A 19,042-nucleotide genomic window follows, 5' to 3' on the forward strand; every position below is an offset into this window, starting at 1 on the left:
CGCGAGTCATAATCTAGTCCGTCGCGCCAATACGGCGCCAATGCCATTTTGCTGATACCTTTTTTGTATGAGTCACTTGCTGAAAACCCGACAATTGGAATGTTTCGTGGCCGTTGCCGAACTGTTGAGCTTCCGCCTGGCCGCCGAGCGGCTGTGCATGACTCAGCCGCCTTTGAGCCGGCAGATCCAACGCTTGGAGCAGACGCTGGGAGTGCGGCTGTTCGATCGCGATCGCCGTGGCGTGCGTCTCACCGAGGCCGGGCAGCGCTTGCTACTCGATGCGCGGGCATTGCTGGCCCAGGCCGATGCCACGTTGCAAAAGGCGCGTGCAGAGGCGGACGCCGCCCAGCCGGTGTTGAATGTCGGTTTGACGACGGTGGTCGATAGCGAGGTTTTCCCCAATCTGTCCGCGCTGTTTCAGGTGGAATATCCCGATATCCGCTTCAATGTCCTGTCGCGCATCTCGCGCCAACTGATCGAGCGGTTGCGGCGCGGCGAATTGGATGTGGCGCTGATCGGCTTGCCGTCGACGACCGGCGATCTGGTGGTGGAACACTTGTGCGACGACCCGCTGACGGTGGCGCTGCCGACCGGGCATCCGCTGGCGCGCAAGCGGCGGCTATCGTTGACCGAGCTTGGCGGGGAGGCGGTGTTCTGGTTCGAGCGCGAGCGTAACCCGGCTTTTTACGACCATTGCCGCAGACTGTTTCAGGGGTGGTCATTCGCGCCGCGCTGGCTGCCGGAGCCCGAGGATCATCATGTGTTGCTCGGGCAGGTCGCCGCGGGGCTCGGTGTCGGTCTGATTGCCCGCTCGCTGACGGCGATTAGACGCAAGGGGGTGGTCTATCGGCCCCTGGTGGAGGGCGAGCGCATGGCGATCGGCATCGGCGTGGCTTACCGCTCCGGCGACCAGGGCGCGCCGGTGTCGGCTTTCGTGCGCAGCGTGCGGGCGTATTACGCCCAGCGTCCTACGGTTGCGGGGTGAGCGCCAGCTTGTTGATGTCGAACCCCATGCCGATCAATCGGCCAAGCAGGGCCTGATAGTTTGCCGGGTCGACATGCGGCGTGCGCGACAAAATCCATAGCGACTGGCGCGATGGGTCGCTGACGGCGGCGAGTTGATAGCGTGCGTCGAGATCGATGATCCAGTAGTCGCGCCAGACGGCCGGTACCAGGCTCAACCACGGCGAGGCGAAGCTGACCTCCAAGTGCGGCGAGTCGGGCCGGCCCAGCGGTCGCGCCAACCCTTCTTTTTGCTCCATCTCCCCACTGTCCGTGCGGCAACGGCTGACCATGGCGAGCTGATACTGCTCGGTCAGCGCATATTGCATCGTGTCCTCCGAGACGCAGTGACGCTGCGACCAGTTGGGGTATTTGGCGATTTCGTACCAAGTCCCGGTGAAGCGAGCCATCTCGAAATGGCCGACGGTCGGTAGCGTATCGGCTAAGGCGGGTAGGGCGGCCAGCGCGAGCAGCGTGGCGAGCAGGTACGATTTCACTGGGTTTCCTAAACGATGCCGAGTGGACGAGGGCCCATTATCGCGATTTATCCCGTATTTGTCTGTTTGCGATGGGTTTGCGGCGCGAGCGTGCGTTGCTGCGCGAGCGCCTCGACATCTGTCGAAGTGTCATTTTCGGCGCCGGTTTCGACACTTCTGTCGATATGGCGTGTCGCATCGCCTGGCGACAGTGGCGCCGCGGCAAGCTCGAAGCCTGCCAATCCCTTGGCGCCAAACGGAAAATCCCTCCGGACGAAATTGTTTCCGCCGAAAGGCCCTGCCTGGCACGGCATATGCACTATATCCGTGTCGCCGTGGTTTTTTCGGGGGATTGGTCTATGAGCCGCTTCGTCTTCGCGGAGCCAACACGCTGTATCGGGTGCAATACCTGCATGGCGGCCTGTGCCATGGTGCACAAGGCCGAGGGTTTGCAGGCGCATCCGCGTCTGACAGTGGTGCGAACCGGGCAGTTGACTGCGCCGGTGCAGTGCCGCCATTGCGAGGACGCGCCCTGCGCGCGCGTTTGTCCGGTCAATGCCATTACGCACGAGAACGATGCGGTCGTGCTGAACGAGACATTGTGCATCGGCTGCAAGCTATGCGCGATCGCCTGTCCGTTTGGCGCCATCACCCCGAGCGGCACACCGGTCACCGGTGTGGTGCCGGTCAGTCATCTCTATCAGGCGCCGCCTGCCGCTGCCGCGAGTCAAGCGCGCGGCGATAGTCCGGCGATGCTGGACCCGATCCTCGATTGGCAGGCCGGCGTCAAGAGCGTGGCGGTCAAATGCGATCTGTGCGCCTTTAGCGCCCACGGCGCCGAATGCGTGCGCGTGTGCCCGACAAGGGCGCTCAAGGTGGTCGACAGCCGTCTGTTGGCCGCGGACGTCCGCGCCAAGCAGGCCGGCGCAGGAGAGGCGCTCTCCGCCGAGGTTTCGCTGAATCGTTCCCGGGAGCCAAAATGAGTCTGACGCCACTGGGTTGTTTGTTGTTGTCGGTGCTGCTGTTTCTGGCGGGCGCCGTCTTGTCGGCCGTGCTGGCCCGCTGCGAGCGGCTGGCGATCAATCTGTCCGCGCTGGCGGGTGTGGCGGGCGGGGTGGCCGGATTGTTCGCGGCCGCGCCGGTTTTGTTGTCCGGCCACACCGAGCTGCTGACGGTGGCCGGCCCGTTCGCCTTCGCCCACTTTACCGCGCGTCTCGATATGTTCTCCGCGTTGATGGTCGCGGTGATCTCGCTGTTGGCGCTGGTGGCCTCGCTCTACGCGCAGTCTTATGTGCGCGAGTATCAGGGGCGCGGCGCCTGGGCCATGGGGCTGTTCATGAACAGCTTCATCGCCGCCATGCTGGCGCTGGTGGCCGTGGATAACGCTTTCTGGTTCCTGGTGTTCTTCGAGGCCATGTCGCTGGCGTCCTATTTCCTGGTGATCTTCGATCAGGACGAGGAGTCGGTCGGCGCCGGCCTGTTGTATTTCCTGATCGCCCACGCCGGATCGGTGCTGATCATGATCGCCTTCTTCATTCTTTACAGTCACAGCGGCAGTCTGGACTTCCAGTCGTTCCGCACGCTTCGGTTGCCGCTGCCGACCGCGTCGCTGGTCTTCGTGCTGGCCTTCCTGGGCTTTGGCGCCAAGGCCGGCATGGTGCCGCTGCACAGTTGGTTGCCGCGCGCCCACCCGGCCGCGCCGTCGCACGGCTCGGCGATGATGTCCGGCGTGATGGTCAAGATCGGCGTGTTCGGTATCGTCAAGGTCGGCATCGACCTGCTGGGCGCGCAGGCGAGCTGGTGGGGGCTGTTGGTGCTGGCGGTGGGCGCCGTCTCCGCGGTGCTTGGCGTGTTGTACGCGCTGGCCGAGCAGGACATCAAGCGGCTACTGGCTTATTCGACGGTGGAGAATGTCGGCATCATCCTGATGGGGGTCGGCGCCGGCATGATCGGGCTGGCCACCGGGCACGTCGCGCTGGCATCGCTTGCGCTGATGGCGGCCTTCTATCACCTGTTCAACCACGCGCTGTTCAAGGGGCTGATGTTCTTCGGCGCGGGCAGCATCCTGTACCGGACCCACACGCGCGATATGACCCAGCTTGGCGGTTTGGCGCGACGCATGCCGCTGACCGCGCTGGCCTTCCTGGTCGGTGCCATGTCGATCTGCGCATTGCCGCCGTTCAACGGTTTCGTTAGCGAATGGTTCAGTTACCAGGCGCTGTTCGCCATGAGCCACGACGGCGATTTCATGATGCGCCTGGCCGGGCCGGTCGCCATGGTCATGCTGGCGCTGACCGGTGCGCTGGCGGCGATGTGCTTCGTCAAGGCCTGGGGCATGAGCTTTTCCGGACAAGCCCAGAGCGAGCATGCCGAGCACGCCGAAGAGGCGCCATTCTCCATGGTATTGGCCATGGGCGTGCTGGCGGTGCTGTGTGTGCTTAGCGGCATCGGCGCGCCATGGCTCGCGCCGTTGTTCGCCCGCGTGGCCGCTTCGTTGACCGGTGGTTTCATGGTGCCGGTGGCGCAGGGTCTGGCCTTGCATTCCGGCCAACTCAACACCCCGGCCACGGTGTCGACGCCGCTACTGGCGTTGTTGTTGCTGGCCGCGCCGTTGCTGCCGTTCCTGCTGGTGGGCGCTTTGCGTGGTAGTCGCATGACGCGACGCCATGGCGGCGATGCCTGGGCCTGCGGCTATGCCACTGAGCGCTCGATGACAGTGTCGCCGCAGGGCTTCGTCCAACCGGTGCGCTTTATGTTCGGTGCGCTCTATCGTCTGCGCGAAACCTTGAGCCCGGCGGCCTTCGCGACGCGTGGGTTGAACGGGGCCGTGGCCGGTGCCACCCGCGTCGAGCCGCTTTGGGACGAATATCTGATCGCCCCGATTGTCGCCGGGGTACAGAAACTGGCCCGGCGCGTGGCGGTACTGCAGCGCGGCGATTTCCGCGTGTACTGCCTGTATGTGGTCGTGGCGCTCGTCACGCTGCTGCTGATTTCGGTTCGATAGGAGCGTTGCAATGCCGAACCTGACTATGATCGTGCTGGCTGTGGTGCAGGGATTGACCCTGCTCTTGCTGGCGCCGTTGATGACCGGCGTGTCGCGGATGATTCGCGCGCGCATGCATTCGCGCCGCGGGCCGGGGGTGCTGCAGGACTACCGCGACGTCATTAAGTTGTTCAGGCGCCAGGACGTGGCGCCGGCCAGTGCGGGCTGCGTGTTCCGCGCCGCGCCTTACGTGATCCTCGGCGCCGTATTCCTGCTGGCGATGGCCTTGCCGGCCCTGACTCGCCACTCGCCGCTGTCGGCGCTGGCGGATCTGATCACGTTTGCCTATCTATTCGCCCTGGTGCGTTTCTTCTTCTCGCTCTCGGGGGTCGACTCCGGCAGTTCCTTCGCCGGTATCGGCGCCGGCCGCGAGCTGACGCTGGGCATTCTGGTCGAGCCGACCATGATCCTGTCGCTGCTGGTGGTGGCCCTGATCGAAGGCACAACCAATCTGGGCGCCATCGGCGCCGGCATCGGCGGCAACTATCTGCAGTCGCCGGCGGCCATCGGCCTGGCGATGCTGGCGTTCGCCTTCACGGTGTTCATCGAAATGGGCAAGCTGCCGTTCGACATGGCAGAAGCCGAGCAGGAATTGCAGGAGGGGCCGCTGACCGAGTACTCCGGTCCGTCGCTGGCCCTGCTGAAACTGGGGCTGGGGCTGAAAAAGGTGGTGATGGCGCAGTTCCTGCTGGGCGTTTTCCTGCCGTTCGGCTGTGCCGCCGCGTTGGATGCCGGTTCGTTGGCCATCGCCGCGGTGGCGCTGCCGCTGAAATTGCTGGTGGTGTTCGCGCTCGCCGGCCTGATCGAAAACAGCATGGCGCGCGGCCGCTTCCTGCTGACCTCGCGCGTCACCTGGATCGGTTTCGGGTTGGCGGCCTTGTCCTTCGTCTTCTATCTCACCGGTCTCTGAGGAGCAAACATGGAAAATATCGCTCTCGCGACCATTTTGATGCCCTTCGTCGGTGCGGCGCTGGTGCTGTGCCTGCCTGAACGCATCGGCAAGTGGCTGGCCACCCTGGTCGCGCTCATGGCGTCGGTGGGTACCTTGGCGCTGGCGCAGGCCTTTGCCGCCGGCGGCAAAATAGCCTTGACCGCCGACGTGTTCTCGTTGGCGGGTATGCCGCTCATCGGCATCACCGTCGACCGCCTGAGCACGCTGGTGGCGGTGGCCGTGGTGGTGCTGGGTTTCCTGGTGGTGCTGTATTCGACCGCCTATATGTCGCAAGGCAATCGCGAGCATCCGCATGTCGCCCAGCCGCGCTATTACGCTTATCTATTGGTGTTCATCGGCGCCATGGCCGGCCTGGTGTTGTCTTCGACGCTGCTGGGGCAACTGGTGTTCTTTGAAATCACCGGCGCGTGTTCCTGGGGGTTGATCGGCTACTACCAGAAACCCAAGGCGCTCAAGTCGGCGCTCAAGGCGCTGCTGGTCACGCATGTGGCGGCGCTCGGCCTGTATGTCGCCGCGGGCTGGCTGTTCGCCAATACCGGCTCCTTCGCGCTTGCGGGGATCGCCAGTCTGGCGCCGCAAGCCAAGATCGTGGTGTTCCTGGGTATCATGCTGGCGGCCTGGGGCAAGTCGGCGCAGCTGCCGCTGCATGTCTGGCTGCCGGACGCCATGGAGGCGCCGACCCCGGTCAGTGCCTATCTGCATGCCGCGTCGATGGTCAAGGTCGGCGTGTATATCTTCGCCCGCGCGCTGTATTCGGCGGGTGCCGTGCCGGAAGTCATCGGCTGGATCGGCGCGGTGATGGCGCTGGCGACCATGCTGTACGGCTTCGCCATGTACCTGCCGCAGAAGGATATGAAGCGCTTGCTGGCCTACTCGACCATCGCCCAGCTGTCGTACATCTTTCTCGGCCTGTCCTTGTCGGTGTTCGGCTCACGGCTCGCCTTCGACGGCGCGGTGGCCCACATCTTCAACCACGCTTTCGCCAAGAGCCTGTTCTTCCTGGTGGCCGGGGCGCTGTCGTACACCTGCGGCACGCGCATGTTGCCCAATCTGCGCGGCGTACTGAAGAAGTCGCCCATGCTTGGGTTGTGTTTCGGCGTGGCCGCCCTGGCGATCTCCGGTGTGCCGCCGTTCAACGGCTTCTTCAGCAAGTTCGCCATTCTGGCGGCCGGTTTCGAACTGTCGCGCGCGCACTGGCTGGTGCTGCCGCTCGTGGTGTTGGCGCTGATCGAGTCGGTGTGCAGCTTCGGCTGGTTGATGGCCTGGTTCGGCAAAGTCGTGCCGGGCGAGCCCTCCGAGGCGGTGGCCTCCGCCACCCCGTTACCGTGGGCCATGCGCGTGGTGTTTGCCGTGCTGTTGGTGATGTGTCTGGCCTCCAGCTTCATCGCTGCGTCCTGGCTGGCTTGAGGAGGGAATCATGGATGGAATGTTGATCGTCAATAATCTGGCCGGCCTGCTGATCGTCACCTCGCTGTTGGTGATCTGCACCCAAAGCGTGCTGTCCTCGGCGCGCTGGTATGCGCTGCAGTCGCTGGTGCTGGTGGGGATTTTCCTGGCGCTGGCCACCACCCAGGGCTCGGGCGAGCTTTACCTATGGTCGCTGTCGGCGTTCGTCACCAAGGTGGTGCTGGTGCCGCTGATCATGGTGCGCACGCTGGGCCGGCTGGCCGATCGCGAAGCGCTGCCTGGCTGGCTGAGTCCGGCCTGGATGTTGTTGCTGGCGGCGGTCATCGTGATGCTGTCGTGGTTCGCCGTGTCCTCGGTCAAACTCGCCGTCGTGGCCAACCTCAAGCCCGCGCTGGCGGTGTCGTTGGGGCATTTCCTGCTGGGCCTGATGTGTATCGTTACCCAGCGCAACATTCTCAAGCAGATCTTCGGCTACTGCCTGATGGAAAACGGCGCGCATCTGACGTTGGCGCTGATGGCGAGCCGCGCGCCTGAACTGGTCGAGGTCGGGATCGCCACCGACGCGGTGTTCGCCGTTCTGATCATGGCGATTCTGGCGCGCCGGATTCAGCGCACGCTTGGCACGCTGGATGTAAAGCAACTGACCGCGTTGAAGGGTTGATCAAAAATGACCGCAAACCAATGGCTTTCCGTTTTGTTGTCGATTCCGCTGGTGACCTCGCTGTTGTGCTTCGCTGCGCGGCTGTTGGGTCCGGGCGCGCGAGTCGCGGCAACCACCTTGCATCTGCTCGGCACAGCGCTGCTCTTGGTGTTGTCGCTGGGGGTGGCGGGCACCGTGCTGTACGGCGGTCCGGCCACGGCACTGTCCGGCTGGCTGCACGTCGACGCGCTCGGCGCGATTTTCCTTGGCCTGTTGGGGCTGGTCGGTTTTCTCACCGGCTTCTACTCGATCGGCTATATGGGACATGAACTGGAAGAGGGCGAAATCGACGTCGGGCAACTGTGCCTGTATTTCGGCATCTTCAATCTGTTCCTGTTCACCATGCTGCTGGCCGTGACGGCCAACAACATCATCATGATGTGGGTGGCGATCGAGGCGACCACACTCGGGTCGGCCTTCCTGGTCGGCTTCTACCATCAACGTTCGTCACTGGAAGCGGCCTGGAAATACATCATCATTTGCACCGTCGGGGTGGCGTTCGGCTTGTATGGCGTGGTGCTGGTGTACTCCAATGCCGCCAGCGTGATGGGCGACCATGGCGGCGCCGTGTTCTGGACCGTGCTGATGGGGCAAGCCAAGTCGTTCGACCCGACGCTGATGCGGCTCGCCTTCGTGTTCGTGATCATCGGCTTCGGCACCAAGACCGGCCTGTTCCCGATGCATGCCTGGTTGCCGGACGCGCACAGCGAGGCGCCCAGTCCGGTCAGTGCGCTGCTGTCGGCGGTGCTGCTCAACTGCGCGCTGTTGGTCATCATCCGCTTCTATCTGCTGGTGTCGCGCGCCATCGGCCCGGCGTTCCCGCAGATGCTGTTCATGGCGTTCGGGCTGATGTCGTTGGCGGTGGCAGCGTTCTTTATCGTATCTCAAGGTCATATGAAAAGACTCTTGGCATACTCTAGCGTGGAAAACATGGGGTTGATCGTGCTCGGTCTGGGCTTGGGCGGTCCGCTCGGCGTGTTCGCCGCGCTCTTGCACACCATCAACCATAGCTTGGCCAAGGCGTTGCTGTTCTGCGGTTCGGGCAATGTGCTGCTCAAGTACGGCACGCCGGATCTGGGCGCGATCAAGGGGCTGCTCAAGTCGGCGCCGCTGACCGCCATGCTGTTCGGCGCCGGGGCCTTGGCATTGGGCGGCATCCCGCCGTTCAACGTGTTCTTCAGCGAATTCCTACTGGTGACGGCGGGTATCAAGGCGGGACATGCCGGGCTGATCGTGCTGTGCCTGGTCTTGCTGACCGTGGTGCTGGCCGGTTTGGTGCGCATGGTGGCCGGCAGTCTGTTTGGGCCGGCGCCCGACCAGGTGGAACCGGGTGAACCGGGTGCCTTGACGCTGGTGCCGATGGCGGTGCTGTTGGCGTTGATGTTGATCATGGGCGTGGCCGCGCCGCGACCGGTCACCGATTTGTTGCATGCCGCGACCGCGGTGGTGCAAAACGTGGTGGCGCCGTCCGCCACGGTTCAATGAGCCCGCGAGGAGAGTGTTGCAAATGACCGTTTCGGAACAAACCAAAGTGGGCCAAAACTATGTGGATGGACTGCGCGAACGCTTTGGCGCGGCTATCCTGGATGCCGAATGGCAAACCGCGGATCAGGTGACCGTGACCATCAAGCTCGGCAGCCTGCCTGACGTGGTCGAGTGGCTGTATTACAAACAGGGCGGCTGGCTGTCGGTGTTGTTCGGCAACGACGAGCGTCCGCTCAACGGCCATTTCGCCGTGTATTACGTGCTGTCGATGGAAGGCATCGTCAAAAGCTGGGTGGTGGTGCGCGCGCTGGTGGAAGAACACCGGCCCGAGTTTCCCTCGGTCACGCCGCGCGTGCCGGCGGCGGTATGGGGCGAGCGCGAAATCCGCGACATGTACGGTCTGGTCCCGGTCGGCCTGCCCGACGAACGCCGCCTGGTGCTGCCGGACGATTGGCCGGACGATCTGCACCCGTTACGCAAGGACGCGATGGCGTACAACCAGCGCCCGGCACCGACCTCCGACAGCGAAACCTACACCTTCGTCAACGACGCCACCGGCAGCACGCGCGACGTGCCGCTCGGCCCATTGCACATCACTTCCGACGAGCCGGGGCATTTCCGCCTGTTCGTCGACGGCGAAGACATCGTCGATGCCGACTACCGCATGTTCTATGTGCATCGCGGCATGGAGAAGCTGGCCGAGACGCGCATGGGCTACGACGAGGTGACTTTCCTGTCGGATCGGGTCTGCGGTATTTGCGGCTTTACCCACAGCGTGGCGTACAGCTCGGCGGTGGAAAACGCGCTCGGCCTGGTGGTGCCGCCGCGCGCCCAGGCGATCCGCAGTGTCTTCCTGGAGGTGGAGCGGCTGCATAGCCATCTGCTGAACCTGGGGCTCGCCAGCCACTTCGTCGGCTTCGACACCGGCTTTATGCAGTTCTTCCGTGTGCGCGAGAAGGCCATGACCATGGCCGAGCTGTTGACCGGCGCGCGCAAAACCTACGGCATGAACCTGATCGGCGGCGTGCGGCGCGACATCATGAAGGCCGAGCGTACCCGCACGCTGGCGCTGGTGGCCGAATTGCGCGTCGAAGTCACGCAACTGGTGGATATGCTGCTGTCGACGCCGAACCTGCGACAACGTACCGCCGGCGTCGGCATCCTCGACAAGAAGGTGGCGCGCGACTTCAGCCCGGTCGGTCCGCTGGTGCGTGCCAGCGGTTTCAAGCGCGACGTCCGTGCCGACCATGTGTACGCCGGCTACGCCAGCCTGCCGTTCGATGTGCATACGGAAGACAGTTGCGATGTGCTGGGGCGCGTGTTGATCCGCGCGCGCGAATTCTTCGATTCGCTGTCGATCATCGAATACGCCCTGGACAATCTGCCGGCGGGTCCGGTGCTGCTGGAAGGCTTCCACTATCGGCCGCACCAGTTCGCACTCGGCTTCGCCGAAGCCCCGCGCGGCGAAGACATTCACTGGGCGATGACCGGCGACAACCAAAAATTGTACCGCTGGCGTTGCCGCGCACCGACCTATGCCAACTGGCCGCCGCTACGCTATATGCTGCGCGGCAATACCGTGTCGGATGCGCCGCTGATCGTGGCCAGTATCGACCCCTGTTACTCGTGCACCGACCGCGTGACGTTGGTGGACGTGAAAAAGAACAAGTCGACCACGGTGCCCTACAAGGAAATCGAACGCTATGGCCGCGAGCGCAAAGACTCGCCGCTGAAATAGGAGCCGATTCATGCTCAAGCTCTTCAAAATCATTGCCGACGCGGGCGAGGCGACCGCCAAGTATCCGTTCGCACCGTTTCCGGTCAGCCCGGGATTTCGCGGCAAGCCGGAACTCGACGCGACGCAGTGCATCGCCTGCGCCGCCTGTACCACGGCTTGTCCAGCCAACGCGCTGACCATGGACAACGACACCGCCACCGGTATCCGTACCTGGCAACTCCATCTCGGCCGCTGCATTTTCTGCGGCCGCTGCGAGGAGGTGTGCCCGACCCACGCCATCGTGCTGACGCCGACGTTCGAGTTGGCCGTGGCCAATAAGGACGATTTGCTGCAAAAAGCCAGTTTCCGTTTGCAGGATTGCTCAGCGTGCGGCCGGCCGTTCGCGCCGGCCAGGGAAATCGACTACGCGATGGCTTTGCTGCGGCAAAGCGGTGTGGCGGTGGATGAGGCGCGTCGCGCCGAGTTTGCCTGCTGCCCAGCCTGCAAGCGCGCGGCGACCGTGGCGCGCGACGCCGTATCGCAGCATCTGAGCCCGGAGGCGGAACAATGAACGGACCCATGCAAACCTCGAACCTGATCGTGCCGCGCGACGCCAACGGCATGCCGGTGCCGTTGACCGAAAGCGAGCACATCGCGGCGCTCAAGGGCAAGTTGCTCAAGGATATCCAGCGCTCGGCCTACGTGTATCGCGTCGACTGCGGCGGCTGCAACGGCTGCGAGATCGAGATCTTCGCCGCCATCACGCCGGTGTTCGACGCCGAGCGCTTCGGTATCAAGGTGGTGGCGTCGCCCCGGCACGCCGACATTTTGCTGTTCACCGGCGCGGTGACGCGCGCGATGCGCATGCCGGCGCTGCGCGCCTGGCAGGCGGCGCCGGATCCCAAGATTTCGGTGTCCTACGGCGCCTGCGGCTGCTCGGGCGGCATTTTTCACGATCTGTATTGCGTCTGGGGCGGCAGCGACAAAATCGTACCGGTCGACGTCTACATTCCCGGTTGCCCGCCGACGCCGGCGGCGACGCTGTATGGCTTTGCCATGGCGTTGGGGCTGTTGGATCAGAAGCTCAAGGGGACGCATCAGGTCGAGGACGAGCACCAGCGGCCGACGCTGCCGCATCCGACCATTGCGCTGGACGTGCGCGTCGAGATCGAGCGCGAGGCGCGCCGGTTGGCCGGCTATCGCAGCGGACGCCTGATCGCCGACGAATTCCTGACCCTGGTGGCGGAAAGCGAAATGCCGCTGGATGAGTGCATGAAGCACCGTCTATCCGGCGAGGACGACCCGCGCCTGGCCGAGATCCTGACGCGGCTGTGGGACATCGGCGCCGGTGTCGGCAGGGGGTGAGGCCATGAGCGGCAAAGTGGTGTTTTACTCGCTGTCGAAGAAGTTTCTCGAACGCGAACAGGACCTGCCGCCCGAGGGCGCGGCACGCCAGGTGATTTATCAGACGCTGGCGCTCGGGCATCACATCGGGGTGATCGATTGTCTGAAACCGGTGTTGTCCTGCCCGCAAGACGGGTTTGAGCGTTGGGCCGCGCGCCTGCCCGACAACGAAGCGCGGCGCAAGCTCATGGGGGTGCTGAAGTTCGGCGAAATCATGATCGATGCCAGTCATATCGGCATGCTGGGCGCGGCGCTGTCCGGCGCGCGCGAGTCGTTCGCCGGCGAGGAGGCGGGATGGTACCAGACGCTGATGGGCGCACTGGCGGCCATCGAGGCCGAGCCTGCCATGTATCTGATGGTGAAGCGTCATGACGGCTGACAATCTGATCCTGGCGGTCGGCAACGCCATGATGGGCGACGATGGCGCCGGCCCCTTGCTGGCGTCGCTGCTGCACTCGGCACCCGCCGCCGGCTGGCTGGCGATCGACGGCGGCTCGGCGCCGGAGAACGTTGCGCATAGCGTCTTGGCGGCCAAGCCGCGGCGCGTGGTGGTGTTCGACGCCGCCGACATGGGGCTCGATCCGGGCGAGATCCGCCTGGTCGACGACCGCACGATTGCCGAAATGTTTATCATGACCACGCATAACCTGCCGCTCAATTTCCTGATCGAGCGCCTGCGCGAGGAGATCGACGAGGTCTTGTTTCTCGGTGTGCAGCCCGATGTGGTGGCGTTTTATTTCCCCATGACGCCCAAGATCGACACGGCCGTGCGTGCGCTTCACGCGCGCCTGGTGGCCGGGCAGGGGCTGGATGGGTTGGCGTGGCTGTCGTCCGAGCGCCCGTAGGGGCGGAAAGCGTGCACCAAGCTTGATCTGACTCCGTTTGCCGAAAGTCCTCTGCCTGTTACAATGCCGACGAGATCGGTTGTAGCAGGCTTTATTCCCTTTTCATTGCCCATTTTCCGAATCGACGCATGGACTCCCATCTGCCTAGCCGTTTGCCCGCTGCTGCCGTGCCCGTCGCCGGGGAGCTCTCCCTCGATGCGCTGCGCCGCGAGCGCGATCACCTGCAGATCCTGGTCGATGTCACCAACGCCGTGCTGTCCACGCTGGAATTCGACGACCTGGTCGAGCAGGTGGCGCGTGCGTTGTGCCGCTATCTGGATGTTCATTTCGCCGATCTGAATCTGTTCGACGCCGATTCGACCCGCGTCGAATCCCATGCCGCGCTATTTCTGCCCGACGGCACGCTCACGCGCGAGCAGGCCGAGTTTGCGCTCACGCATCTGCCCGGCCGCGATGCCGTGATGAACAAGCAGGTGCTGGTCTGCGATTTCGAGCGCATGCAGCTGCTAGCCGCCGAACATCGCCATGTGCGCGCCTTGCTGGCGCAGGGGTTTCGCTCGCTATGCGTGCTGCCGTTATTCTCCGGCGAACGCATCCTCGGTGCGCTGATGCTGGCCCATGGCCGCGAGGCCGCCTTCTTTCACGATAATCTGCTTTTGATGCAGCAGATCGCCGCGCGTATTGCGCTGTCGCTCGACAACGCCTTGGCCTATCAGCAGATCTCGCAGCTGAAAGATAAGCTTGCGCGGGAAAATCGCCTGCTGGCCGAAGAGATCAGCAATTACGAGAGCTTCGATGAGATCATCGGTCAGAGCGTCGCCATGTCCGAGGTGCTGGAGCAGGTGAGGATGGTGGCCGAAACCGATTCGTCCGTGCTGATCCAGGGCGAAACCGGTACCGGCAAGGAACTGATCGCACGCGCGATCCATAATTTGAGCCCGCGCAAACCGCAGCGCATGGTGACCATGAACAGCGCGGCCATTCCGGCCGGATTGCTGGAGAGCGAGCTATTCGGCCACGAGAAAGGCGCCTTTACCGGCGCCAATGGCCAACGGCTGGGCCGTTTCGAGTTGGCGAACCAGGGGACGCTGTTTCTTGACGAGGTCGGCGATATTCCGTTGGAGCTGCAGCCCAAGCTGTTGCGCGTGCTGCAGGAGCGGGAAATCGAGCGTCTGGGCGGGCAGAAGATCATCCCGGTCGATGTGCGCGTGATCTCCGCGACCAGTTGCGATCTGTCGCAGATGATCGCCGAGAGACGCTATCGCAGCGACTTGTTCTACCGCCTCAATGTCTTTCCGATCTGGGTGCCGCCGCTGCGCGAGCGCCCGGAAGATATCCCACTATTGGCTCGCTTCTTCGCGCACAAGTTCGCCCGCCGTCTCAAGCGCAACATCGAGTGCATCGCCGACGAAACCCTGACGCGTCTTTCGCAGCATCCTTGGCCTGGCAATGTACGCGAACTGCAGAATGTGATCGAGCGCGCCGTGATCCTGTCGCGCGGGCCCGAACTGCATCTGCCGATGGCCGATCTGCAGTCGCCGTCGACACCGCCGTCGGTCGCGCCGGCCAGGCCCGCCGGCGGCCTGGCGGCACCGTTGTCGCCCGACGACGGCAGCGAGCCGGAGCGCGAGCGCATCTTGCGCGTGCTACGCGAGGCCAACGGCATCGTGGCCGGCCCCAAAGGCGCCGCCGCGCGTCTGGGGCTCAAGCGCACGACATTGCTGTCGCGCATGCAGCGTATGGGGATTTCGGTCAAGTCGTTGGATGAATTATGATTGTCGCATCGATTTGTCGAGATTTTGTATGATCCGTTATTTTCGCTGCGCGCTGTTCGCCTTGCTCAGTCTGTCGTCGTCGTGGGTTCTGGCCGAGAATATGCCGGCACCCGCTGTGCCGCCGCGCATCGGCGTGGTGCTGGGTGGGGGCGGTGCGCGCGGTTTTGCGCACCTGGGGGTGCTCAGGGAGCTGGAAAAGCTCCATATCCCGATTTCCTGTATTGCCGGCACCAGTGCCGGCGCGCTGATCGGCGGCATGTACGCCAATGGCCTGTCGCTGGACGAGATGCAGCAGTCCTTCAAAGAGGCCGACTGGAGCGCGATGCTCTCGGGTAAGCCGAGTCGGGCTCAAGTGCCCTACGAGCGCAAGAGCGACGACTATCGCAATTATTTCGACCTGACCTTCGGCGTGCGCGACGGCGCTTTTCGCGTGCCGCGCAGCGCCATCAATTCGCAGGACGTTGACCTGTATATCCGCGCATTGACGCGCGACCGGGTCGTCGACAGCTTCGATCGTTTGCCGATTCCATTTCGTGCCGTGGCAACCGACCTGTCCAACGGCGATGCGGTCGTGTTCGACCGCGGCGCGCTGGCCATCGCATTGCGTGCCAGTATGGCGGTGCCGGGGGTGTTCGACCCGGTTTCCGATCAAGGCCGGTTGTTGGTCGATGGCGGCTTGGCGCGCAACTTGCCGATCGAGGATCTGAAGCATCGCTGCGCCGATCACCTGATCGTGGTGGATGTCGGTACGCCGCTATTGAAGACCGACCAGATCCATACGCTATTCGATGTGCTGGCTCAGACCAGCAATTTGATGGTGACGCGTAACGCAAGTCAGCAGAAGACCTTGCTGGATGATCAGGATGTGGTCATCCGGCCGGATCTGACCGGCTTTTCTTCGGCGGCGTTCGTCAATAACCAGGCTATCATCGCCCGCGGCGTGTCGGCCGTGGATCCGGTGCGCGAACGGTTGAAGGCCTGGGCGGTCTCGCCGCAGGCGTATGCCGCCTGGCATGCCCGACTGGTGCCGCCGCCATCGCCCAAGATCGATCATATCCGGGTGGAGGGGTCGGGTGCGAGCTTCATCAACCCGGAGCAACTGACGAAAACGCTCGGCAACGACACCGGCTCGGACGGTAGCCTGGATTCGGCGCGTCAGCAGCTGCGCACGCTGTTTGCCGGCGGCGACTTCGATAGCTTGACCTACCGGGTCGAGGATGTCGACGGGCGTCATATCATGCAGGTGATGCCGGTCGAACGCTCGATCGGGCCGAACCAGCTGCGTTTCGGCTTGAATCTGAAAAACAGTACCGTCGGCGATGCCAGCGTGACCTTCCTCGGGTCGTCGCTTTCTACCTGGCTCAATGCTTCCGGCGCCACTTGGCGCAACGACCTGCAGCTCGGTTCGGATACCTTGTTGCGCAGCGAGCTCTATCAGCCGCTGGCACTCGGCAGCCCGGTGTTTCTGGCGGCCCAAGGGCATTACAAGGAAGAGCCCTGGCCGTTCTACGATGCCAACCATCTGAAATACGCCGAACTGACGCTGGCGGAAACTGGTGGGGAACTGGATGTCGGCGTGGCGCTAGGGCAGTACGGTCAACTGCGCGGCGGTCCCTACTGGTTGCAGTACCAGCCGCGTGTCAGCATGGGGGCGTTGCAGCCTTCTCAGGTCGGACTGGATCAGAAAGCGACCGAGGCCGGCTTGCACCTGTCGGCGGTGGCCGACCAGTTCGACAATCCGCGTTGGCCGCGCAGCGGTTACTTCTTCGATGGCAGCCTGCGTTACTCGATGCCGGCGTGGCACGGTATCGATACGCGCTATTACGGACTGACGGCGGAGGATGTGATGACGCTGGGCGATGTGACTTGGCGTCTGACCGGCAAGCTCAAGGGAAATTTGATCGGTGCCAATCCGAACCGTTTCGCCATGCCGCAGTTCCTGGGCGGCTTCCTTAATATGAGCGGCTATCAACAAGACGAGCTCTATGGCGACAGAATCAGCTTGGGGCGCTTGATGGTGTATTGGCGCGCCGCGACGTTGCCATCCGCATTCGGCTCGGGGATCTATGCCGGTGCATCGCTGGAGCTTGGCAAGGTGTGGAATCGGAATTTCGGCGACGAGAACACCGGCTGGTTGCCCGGCGGTTCGGTTTTCCTGGGAGCGGACACTCTGCTCGGACCCTTCTTCATCGGCGTCGGCACGGCCCGTGGCGGTCGTCCGATCGGCTATATGTACCTGGGGCTCGACTACTAGTTGCGGGGGTGTGGAGCGTAGGGTGCGTTCGCGAAGCAACGCACCACCCTTGCGATGATGGCGGGTTGCCTTCGGCGAACCTACCCTACGGCCGCTCCGGATGGAAGGCTATGCCTGGGCGAATAGCGCCGACAACGCCACGCCCGGGTCCGGTGCGCGCATGAATGCTTCTCCGACCAGGAAGGTCAGCACCTGATGCGCCTGCATGCGGCTCACGTCCTCCGGCCTCAGGATGCCGCTTTCGGTGACCACGATGCGGTCGTGGCCGATTTGCGGTAGCAAGTCGATAGTGGTGGCCAGATCGACTTCGAACGTGCGCAGATTGCGGTTGTTGATGCCGATTAGCGGCGTGGGGAGCGTCAGTGCGCGCGTCAGTTCCGCCGCGTCGTGCACTTCTACCAAGACCGCCATGCCGAGTGCCGCCGCCAGATCGTGCAAGGCGCGCAGTCGGGCGTCGTCCAATGCCGCGGCGATCAGCAGAATACAATCGGCGCCCATGGCGCGGGCTTCGTAGACTTGGTACTCGTCGACCAGGAAATCCTTGCGCAGGACGGGGAGGGCGCAGGCGGCGCGTGCCGCTTCGAGGTAAGCCTGGTCGCCCTGAAAGAAATCGCGATCGGTTAAGACCGACAAGCAGGCCGCGCCGTGCGCGGCATAGCGCGCGGCAATGTCGGCCGGATCGAAATCGTTGCGGATCACGCCCTTGCTCGGACTGGCTTTCTTGATCTCGGCAATGACGGCGGCATGGCCTTGGCGATGGCGCTGCCGCAAGGCCTCGACGAAATCGCGCCGGTCGTCGGAGCGGGCTTCGGCTCGCAGTCGCAGCTGTTCGAGGGGGAGGGTAGCGCGGGCATCGGCCACTTCTTGTGCCTTGCGCGCCAGGATGGTATTGAGGATGTCGGTCATTCGAGCTGGTTTGGCGGTCAAAAAGGCATCATGCAGAATGGATGGCGCTTTGACAAGTCGCTGGTGCTCGCACGGTCGTGCAATTCGGCCGGACGCAAAAAAACCCGGATCGTGATCCGGGTTCTTGTTCTTCCTGTTCGACCGATGATTACAGCGGTTGAATGTTGGAAGCTTGCTTGCCCTTCGGGCCCATGGTTACTTCGAAGCTGACTTTCTGGTTTTCAGCCAGGGTCTTGAAGCCATTGACCTTGATTTGGGAGAAGTGAGCGAAAACGTCTTCACCGCCTTCGTCCGGAGTGATAAAACCGAAGCCCTTAGCGTCGTTGAACCACTTAACGGTACCCGTTGCCATGTGTAATTCCCATCAAAAAAATAAAAAAACAAGTGCATGAAAGTCAAGGAAAATGGCGAACCGTGGTACAGACTTGCGTCAGCTACGACAACTCATGTTTTCGACTTGAAAATCCTGCAGGGACGGATAATGCATAAGGTTTGAATACTATGCAAGCTTTATTTTCGACCGGTGTGCGGCGGCAGATAATGTCAAATGCGTAGAAGCTAATCCCCGCAAGGGTTTTGGTCTATTTTTCCTTTATTTCCCCGGCGGTTCAGCGACGATGGCCAAACGCTCCAGTAGCGCGCCGGCCTGGCGCAATAAGGCGATTTCCTCGCTATTTAGCGTATTGGTGATGGCTTGGCTCAACCAGTTGTCGCGGTTGTTGCGGTTGGCCGTCAATACGCCCAGGCCTTCTTCGGTTAGTCGAACGCAGCTTTTGCGTTTGTCGCTGGCATTCTCTTCTTTGAAGGTCAATCCCATCTGCTCCAATTTACGCAAAAGCGCAGACAGGTTTTGCGGACGTAAGCCCTCGTATTCGGCCAGTGCCGTGGGGGTTGCCTCGTCGCCCAGTTGATCGATACGGCCAAGCAATAACAATTGGCTCAGCGGCAGCTCTAGCGGCGTGCTTTCACGGCGCAAGCGGCGTACCAGGAGCATCATTTGTTTGCGCAAGGTGCTGGCGCAGTCGGCGATATCGGTAGTTGGATTCATGCGTTGCAATATGACGATTAATATTCTA

General features: G+C 63.1%; 19 protein-coding genes. 14 read left to right on the forward strand and 5 right to left on the reverse strand.

The genetic code is table 11. From position 1 onward, the window contains the following. Positions 1 to 67 precede the first annotated feature (67 nt). Complete coding sequence (locus DFP86_RS09575; RefSeq protein ID WP_133680578.1) at positions 68 to 985, forward strand: LysR family transcriptional regulator; 918 nt, start codon at positions 68 to 70, stop codon at positions 983 to 985. On the opposite strand, the gene DFP86_RS09580 is transcribed toward DFP86_RS09575, so the two are convergent. Next, positions 969 to 1,499, reverse strand: coding sequence for a lipocalin family protein (locus DFP86_RS09580; protein ID WP_208108290.1), 531 nt, complete (start codon positions 1,497 to 1,499; stop codon positions 969 to 971). The two genes, DFP86_RS09575 and DFP86_RS09580, sit on opposite strands and share 17 nt — an antisense overlap. 47 nt (positions 1,500 to 1,546) lie before the next feature. Further along, a complete protein-coding gene (locus DFP86_RS09585; protein ID WP_133680580.1) occupies positions 1,547 to 1,792 on the reverse strand; it encodes a hypothetical protein in 246 nt (81 codons plus the stop codon). A gap of 45 nt (positions 1,793 to 1,837) precedes the next feature. Between DFP86_RS09585 and DFP86_RS09590 the strand changes: the two genes are divergently transcribed. From DFP86_RS09590 to DFP86_RS09650, 13 genes are all read left to right on the forward strand, one after another. After that, positions 1,838 to 2,461 (forward strand): 4Fe-4S dicluster domain-containing protein, encoded by a 624-nt coding sequence (locus tag DFP86_RS09590; RefSeq protein ID WP_133680582.1) that lies wholly within the window; start codon positions 1,838 to 1,840, stop codon positions 2,459 to 2,461. Next, the gene (hyfB, locus tag DFP86_RS09595; protein WP_133680584.1) at positions 2,458 to 4,482 is read left to right on the forward strand and encodes a hydrogenase 4 subunit B; all 2,025 of its coding nucleotides are present in this window, start codon (positions 2,458 to 2,460) and stop codon (positions 4,480 to 4,482) included. The genes DFP86_RS09590 and hyfB overlap by 4 nt, the downstream gene beginning before the upstream one ends. A gap of 10 nt (positions 4,483 to 4,492) precedes the next feature. After that, positions 4,493 to 5,431, forward strand: coding sequence for a respiratory chain complex I subunit 1 family protein (locus DFP86_RS09600; RefSeq protein WP_133680586.1), 939 nt, complete (start codon positions 4,493 to 4,495; stop codon positions 5,429 to 5,431). A 9-nt stretch (positions 5,432 to 5,440) separates the two neighbouring features. Then, entirely contained in the window at positions 5,441 to 6,880 is a 1,440-nt protein-coding gene (locus tag DFP86_RS09605) for a hydrogenase 4 subunit D (RefSeq protein ID WP_133680589.1), read from the forward strand. Between the two features lie 10 nt (positions 6,881 to 6,890). Continuing rightward, positions 6,891 to 7,541: a hydrogenase 4 membrane subunit gene (gene hyfE, locus DFP86_RS09610; RefSeq protein WP_133680591.1), complete on the forward strand. Its 651-nt coding sequence runs from the start codon at positions 6,891 to 6,893 to the stop codon at positions 7,539 to 7,541. 6 nt (positions 7,542 to 7,547) lie between these two features. Then, positions 7,548 to 9,065 (forward strand): hydrogenase 4 subunit F, encoded by a 1,518-nt coding sequence (locus DFP86_RS09615; RefSeq protein WP_133680593.1) that lies wholly within the window; start codon positions 7,548 to 7,550, stop codon positions 9,063 to 9,065. A gap of 22 nt (positions 9,066 to 9,087) precedes the next feature. Continuing rightward, entirely contained in the window at positions 9,088 to 10,803 is a 1,716-nt protein-coding gene (locus DFP86_RS09620; protein ID WP_133680595.1) for a hydrogenase large subunit, read from the forward strand. Between the two features lie 10 nt (positions 10,804 to 10,813). Continuing rightward, positions 10,814 to 11,353 (forward strand): formate hydrogenlyase complex iron-sulfur subunit, encoded by a 540-nt coding sequence (locus DFP86_RS09625; protein ID WP_133680597.1) that lies wholly within the window; start codon positions 10,814 to 10,816, stop codon positions 11,351 to 11,353. A gap of 8 nt (positions 11,354 to 11,361) precedes the next feature. Further along, positions 11,362 to 12,147 (forward strand): NADH-quinone oxidoreductase subunit B family protein, encoded by a 786-nt coding sequence (locus DFP86_RS09630; RefSeq protein ID WP_208108291.1) that lies wholly within the window; start codon positions 11,362 to 11,364, stop codon positions 12,145 to 12,147. A gap of 4 nt (positions 12,148 to 12,151) precedes the next feature. Beyond that, positions 12,152 to 12,565, forward strand: a complete 414-nt coding sequence (locus DFP86_RS09635; protein WP_133680601.1) for a formate hydrogenlyase maturation HycH family protein — start codon at positions 12,152 to 12,154, stop codon at positions 12,563 to 12,565. Continuing rightward, on the forward strand, positions 12,555 to 13,031 hold the full coding sequence (hycI, locus tag DFP86_RS09640; protein WP_133680603.1) for a hydrogenase maturation peptidase HycI: 477 nt from the start codon (positions 12,555 to 12,557) through the stop codon (positions 13,029 to 13,031). Before DFP86_RS09635 ends, hycI begins: the two co-directional genes overlap by 11 nt. Before the next feature lie 128 nt (positions 13,032 to 13,159). Then, a complete protein-coding gene (locus DFP86_RS09645; RefSeq protein ID WP_133680604.1) occupies positions 13,160 to 14,806 on the forward strand; it encodes a sigma 54-interacting transcriptional regulator in 1,647 nt (548 codons plus the stop codon). A 28-nt stretch (positions 14,807 to 14,834) separates the two neighbouring features. Beyond that, positions 14,835 to 17,060: a patatin-like phospholipase family protein gene (locus DFP86_RS09650; protein ID WP_166642221.1), complete on the forward strand. Its 2,226-nt coding sequence runs from the start codon at positions 14,835 to 14,837 to the stop codon at positions 17,058 to 17,060. A gap of 108 nt (positions 17,061 to 17,168) precedes the next feature. Here DFP86_RS09650 and trpC read toward each other — a convergent pair whose 3' ends face one another. From trpC to DFP86_RS09665, 3 genes are all read right to left on the reverse strand, one after another. Beyond that, positions 17,169 to 17,966 carry an indole-3-glycerol phosphate synthase TrpC gene (gene trpC, locus DFP86_RS09655; RefSeq protein WP_133680608.1) on the reverse strand — a complete coding sequence of 266 codons (798 nt, stop codon included), beginning with the start codon at positions 17,964 to 17,966 and terminating at the stop codon, positions 17,169 to 17,171. A gap of 148 nt (positions 17,967 to 18,114) precedes the next feature. Then, complete coding sequence (locus DFP86_RS09660) at positions 18,115 to 18,318, reverse strand: cold-shock protein (RefSeq protein ID WP_133680610.1); 204 nt, start codon at positions 18,316 to 18,318, stop codon at positions 18,115 to 18,117. A 240-nt stretch (positions 18,319 to 18,558) separates the two neighbouring features. Further along, on the reverse strand, positions 18,559 to 19,014 hold the full coding sequence (locus tag DFP86_RS09665) for a MarR family winged helix-turn-helix transcriptional regulator (protein WP_133680612.1): 456 nt from the start codon (positions 19,012 to 19,014) through the stop codon (positions 18,559 to 18,561). Between the last annotated feature and the right edge of the window lie 28 nt (positions 19,015 to 19,042).

The sequence above is a fragment of the Paludibacterium purpuratum genome, assembly GCF_004363805.1.
In the GTDB taxonomy this organism is placed as follows: domain Bacteria; phylum Pseudomonadota; class Gammaproteobacteria; order Burkholderiales; family Chromobacteriaceae; genus Paludibacterium; species Paludibacterium purpuratum.

Excerpts from the sequence above, each read along its gene's own strand:
- DFP86_RS09590 (WP_133680582.1), top strand. The coding sequence starts at position 1,838 with ATGAGCCGCTTCGTCTTCGCGGAGCCAACACGCTGTATCGGGTGCAAT.
- DFP86_RS09665 (WP_133680612.1), bottom strand. The coding sequence starts at position 19,014 with ATGAATCCAACTACCGATATCGCCGACTGCGCCAGCACCTTGCGCAAA.
- DFP86_RS09615 (WP_133680593.1), top strand. The coding sequence starts at position 7,548 with ATGACCGCAAACCAATGGCTTTCCGTTTTGTTGTCGATTCCGCTGGTG.
- hyfB (WP_133680584.1), top strand. The coding sequence starts at position 2,458 with ATGAGTCTGACGCCACTGGGTTGTTTGTTGTTGTCGGTGCTGCTGTTT.
- DFP86_RS09605 (WP_133680589.1), top strand. The coding sequence starts at position 5,441 with ATGGAAAATATCGCTCTCGCGACCATTTTGATGCCCTTCGTCGGTGCG.
- DFP86_RS09585 (WP_133680580.1), bottom strand. The coding sequence starts at position 1,792 with ATGCCGTGCCAGGCAGGGCCTTTCGGCGGAAACAATTTCGTCCGGAGG.
- DFP86_RS09650 (WP_166642221.1), top strand. The coding sequence starts at position 14,835 with ATGATCCGTTATTTTCGCTGCGCGCTGTTCGCCTTGCTCAGTCTGTCG.
- DFP86_RS09660 (WP_133680610.1), bottom strand. The coding sequence starts at position 18,318 with ATGGCAACGGGTACCGTTAAGTGGTTCAACGACGCTAAGGGCTTCGGT.
- trpC (WP_133680608.1), bottom strand. The coding sequence starts at position 17,966 with ATGACCGACATCCTCAATACCATCCTGGCGCGCAAGGCACAAGAAGTG.
- DFP86_RS09620 (WP_133680595.1), top strand. The coding sequence starts at position 9,088 with ATGACCGTTTCGGAACAAACCAAAGTGGGCCAAAACTATGTGGATGGA.
- hyfE (WP_133680591.1), top strand. The coding sequence starts at position 6,891 with ATGGATGGAATGTTGATCGTCAATAATCTGGCCGGCCTGCTGATCGTC.
- DFP86_RS09635 (WP_133680601.1), top strand. The coding sequence starts at position 12,152 with ATGAGCGGCAAAGTGGTGTTTTACTCGCTGTCGAAGAAGTTTCTCGAA.
- DFP86_RS09600 (WP_133680586.1), top strand. The coding sequence starts at position 4,493 with ATGCCGAACCTGACTATGATCGTGCTGGCTGTGGTGCAGGGATTGACC.
- DFP86_RS09625 (WP_133680597.1), top strand. The coding sequence starts at position 10,814 with ATGCTCAAGCTCTTCAAAATCATTGCCGACGCGGGCGAGGCGACCGCC.
- hycI (WP_133680603.1), top strand. The coding sequence starts at position 12,555 with ATGACGGCTGACAATCTGATCCTGGCGGTCGGCAACGCCATGATGGGC.
- DFP86_RS09630 (WP_208108291.1), top strand. The coding sequence starts at position 11,362 with ATGCAAACCTCGAACCTGATCGTGCCGCGCGACGCCAACGGCATGCCG.
- DFP86_RS09645 (WP_133680604.1), top strand. The coding sequence starts at position 13,160 with ATGGACTCCCATCTGCCTAGCCGTTTGCCCGCTGCTGCCGTGCCCGTC.
- DFP86_RS09575 (WP_133680578.1), top strand. The coding sequence starts at position 68 with ATGAGTCACTTGCTGAAAACCCGACAATTGGAATGTTTCGTGGCCGTT.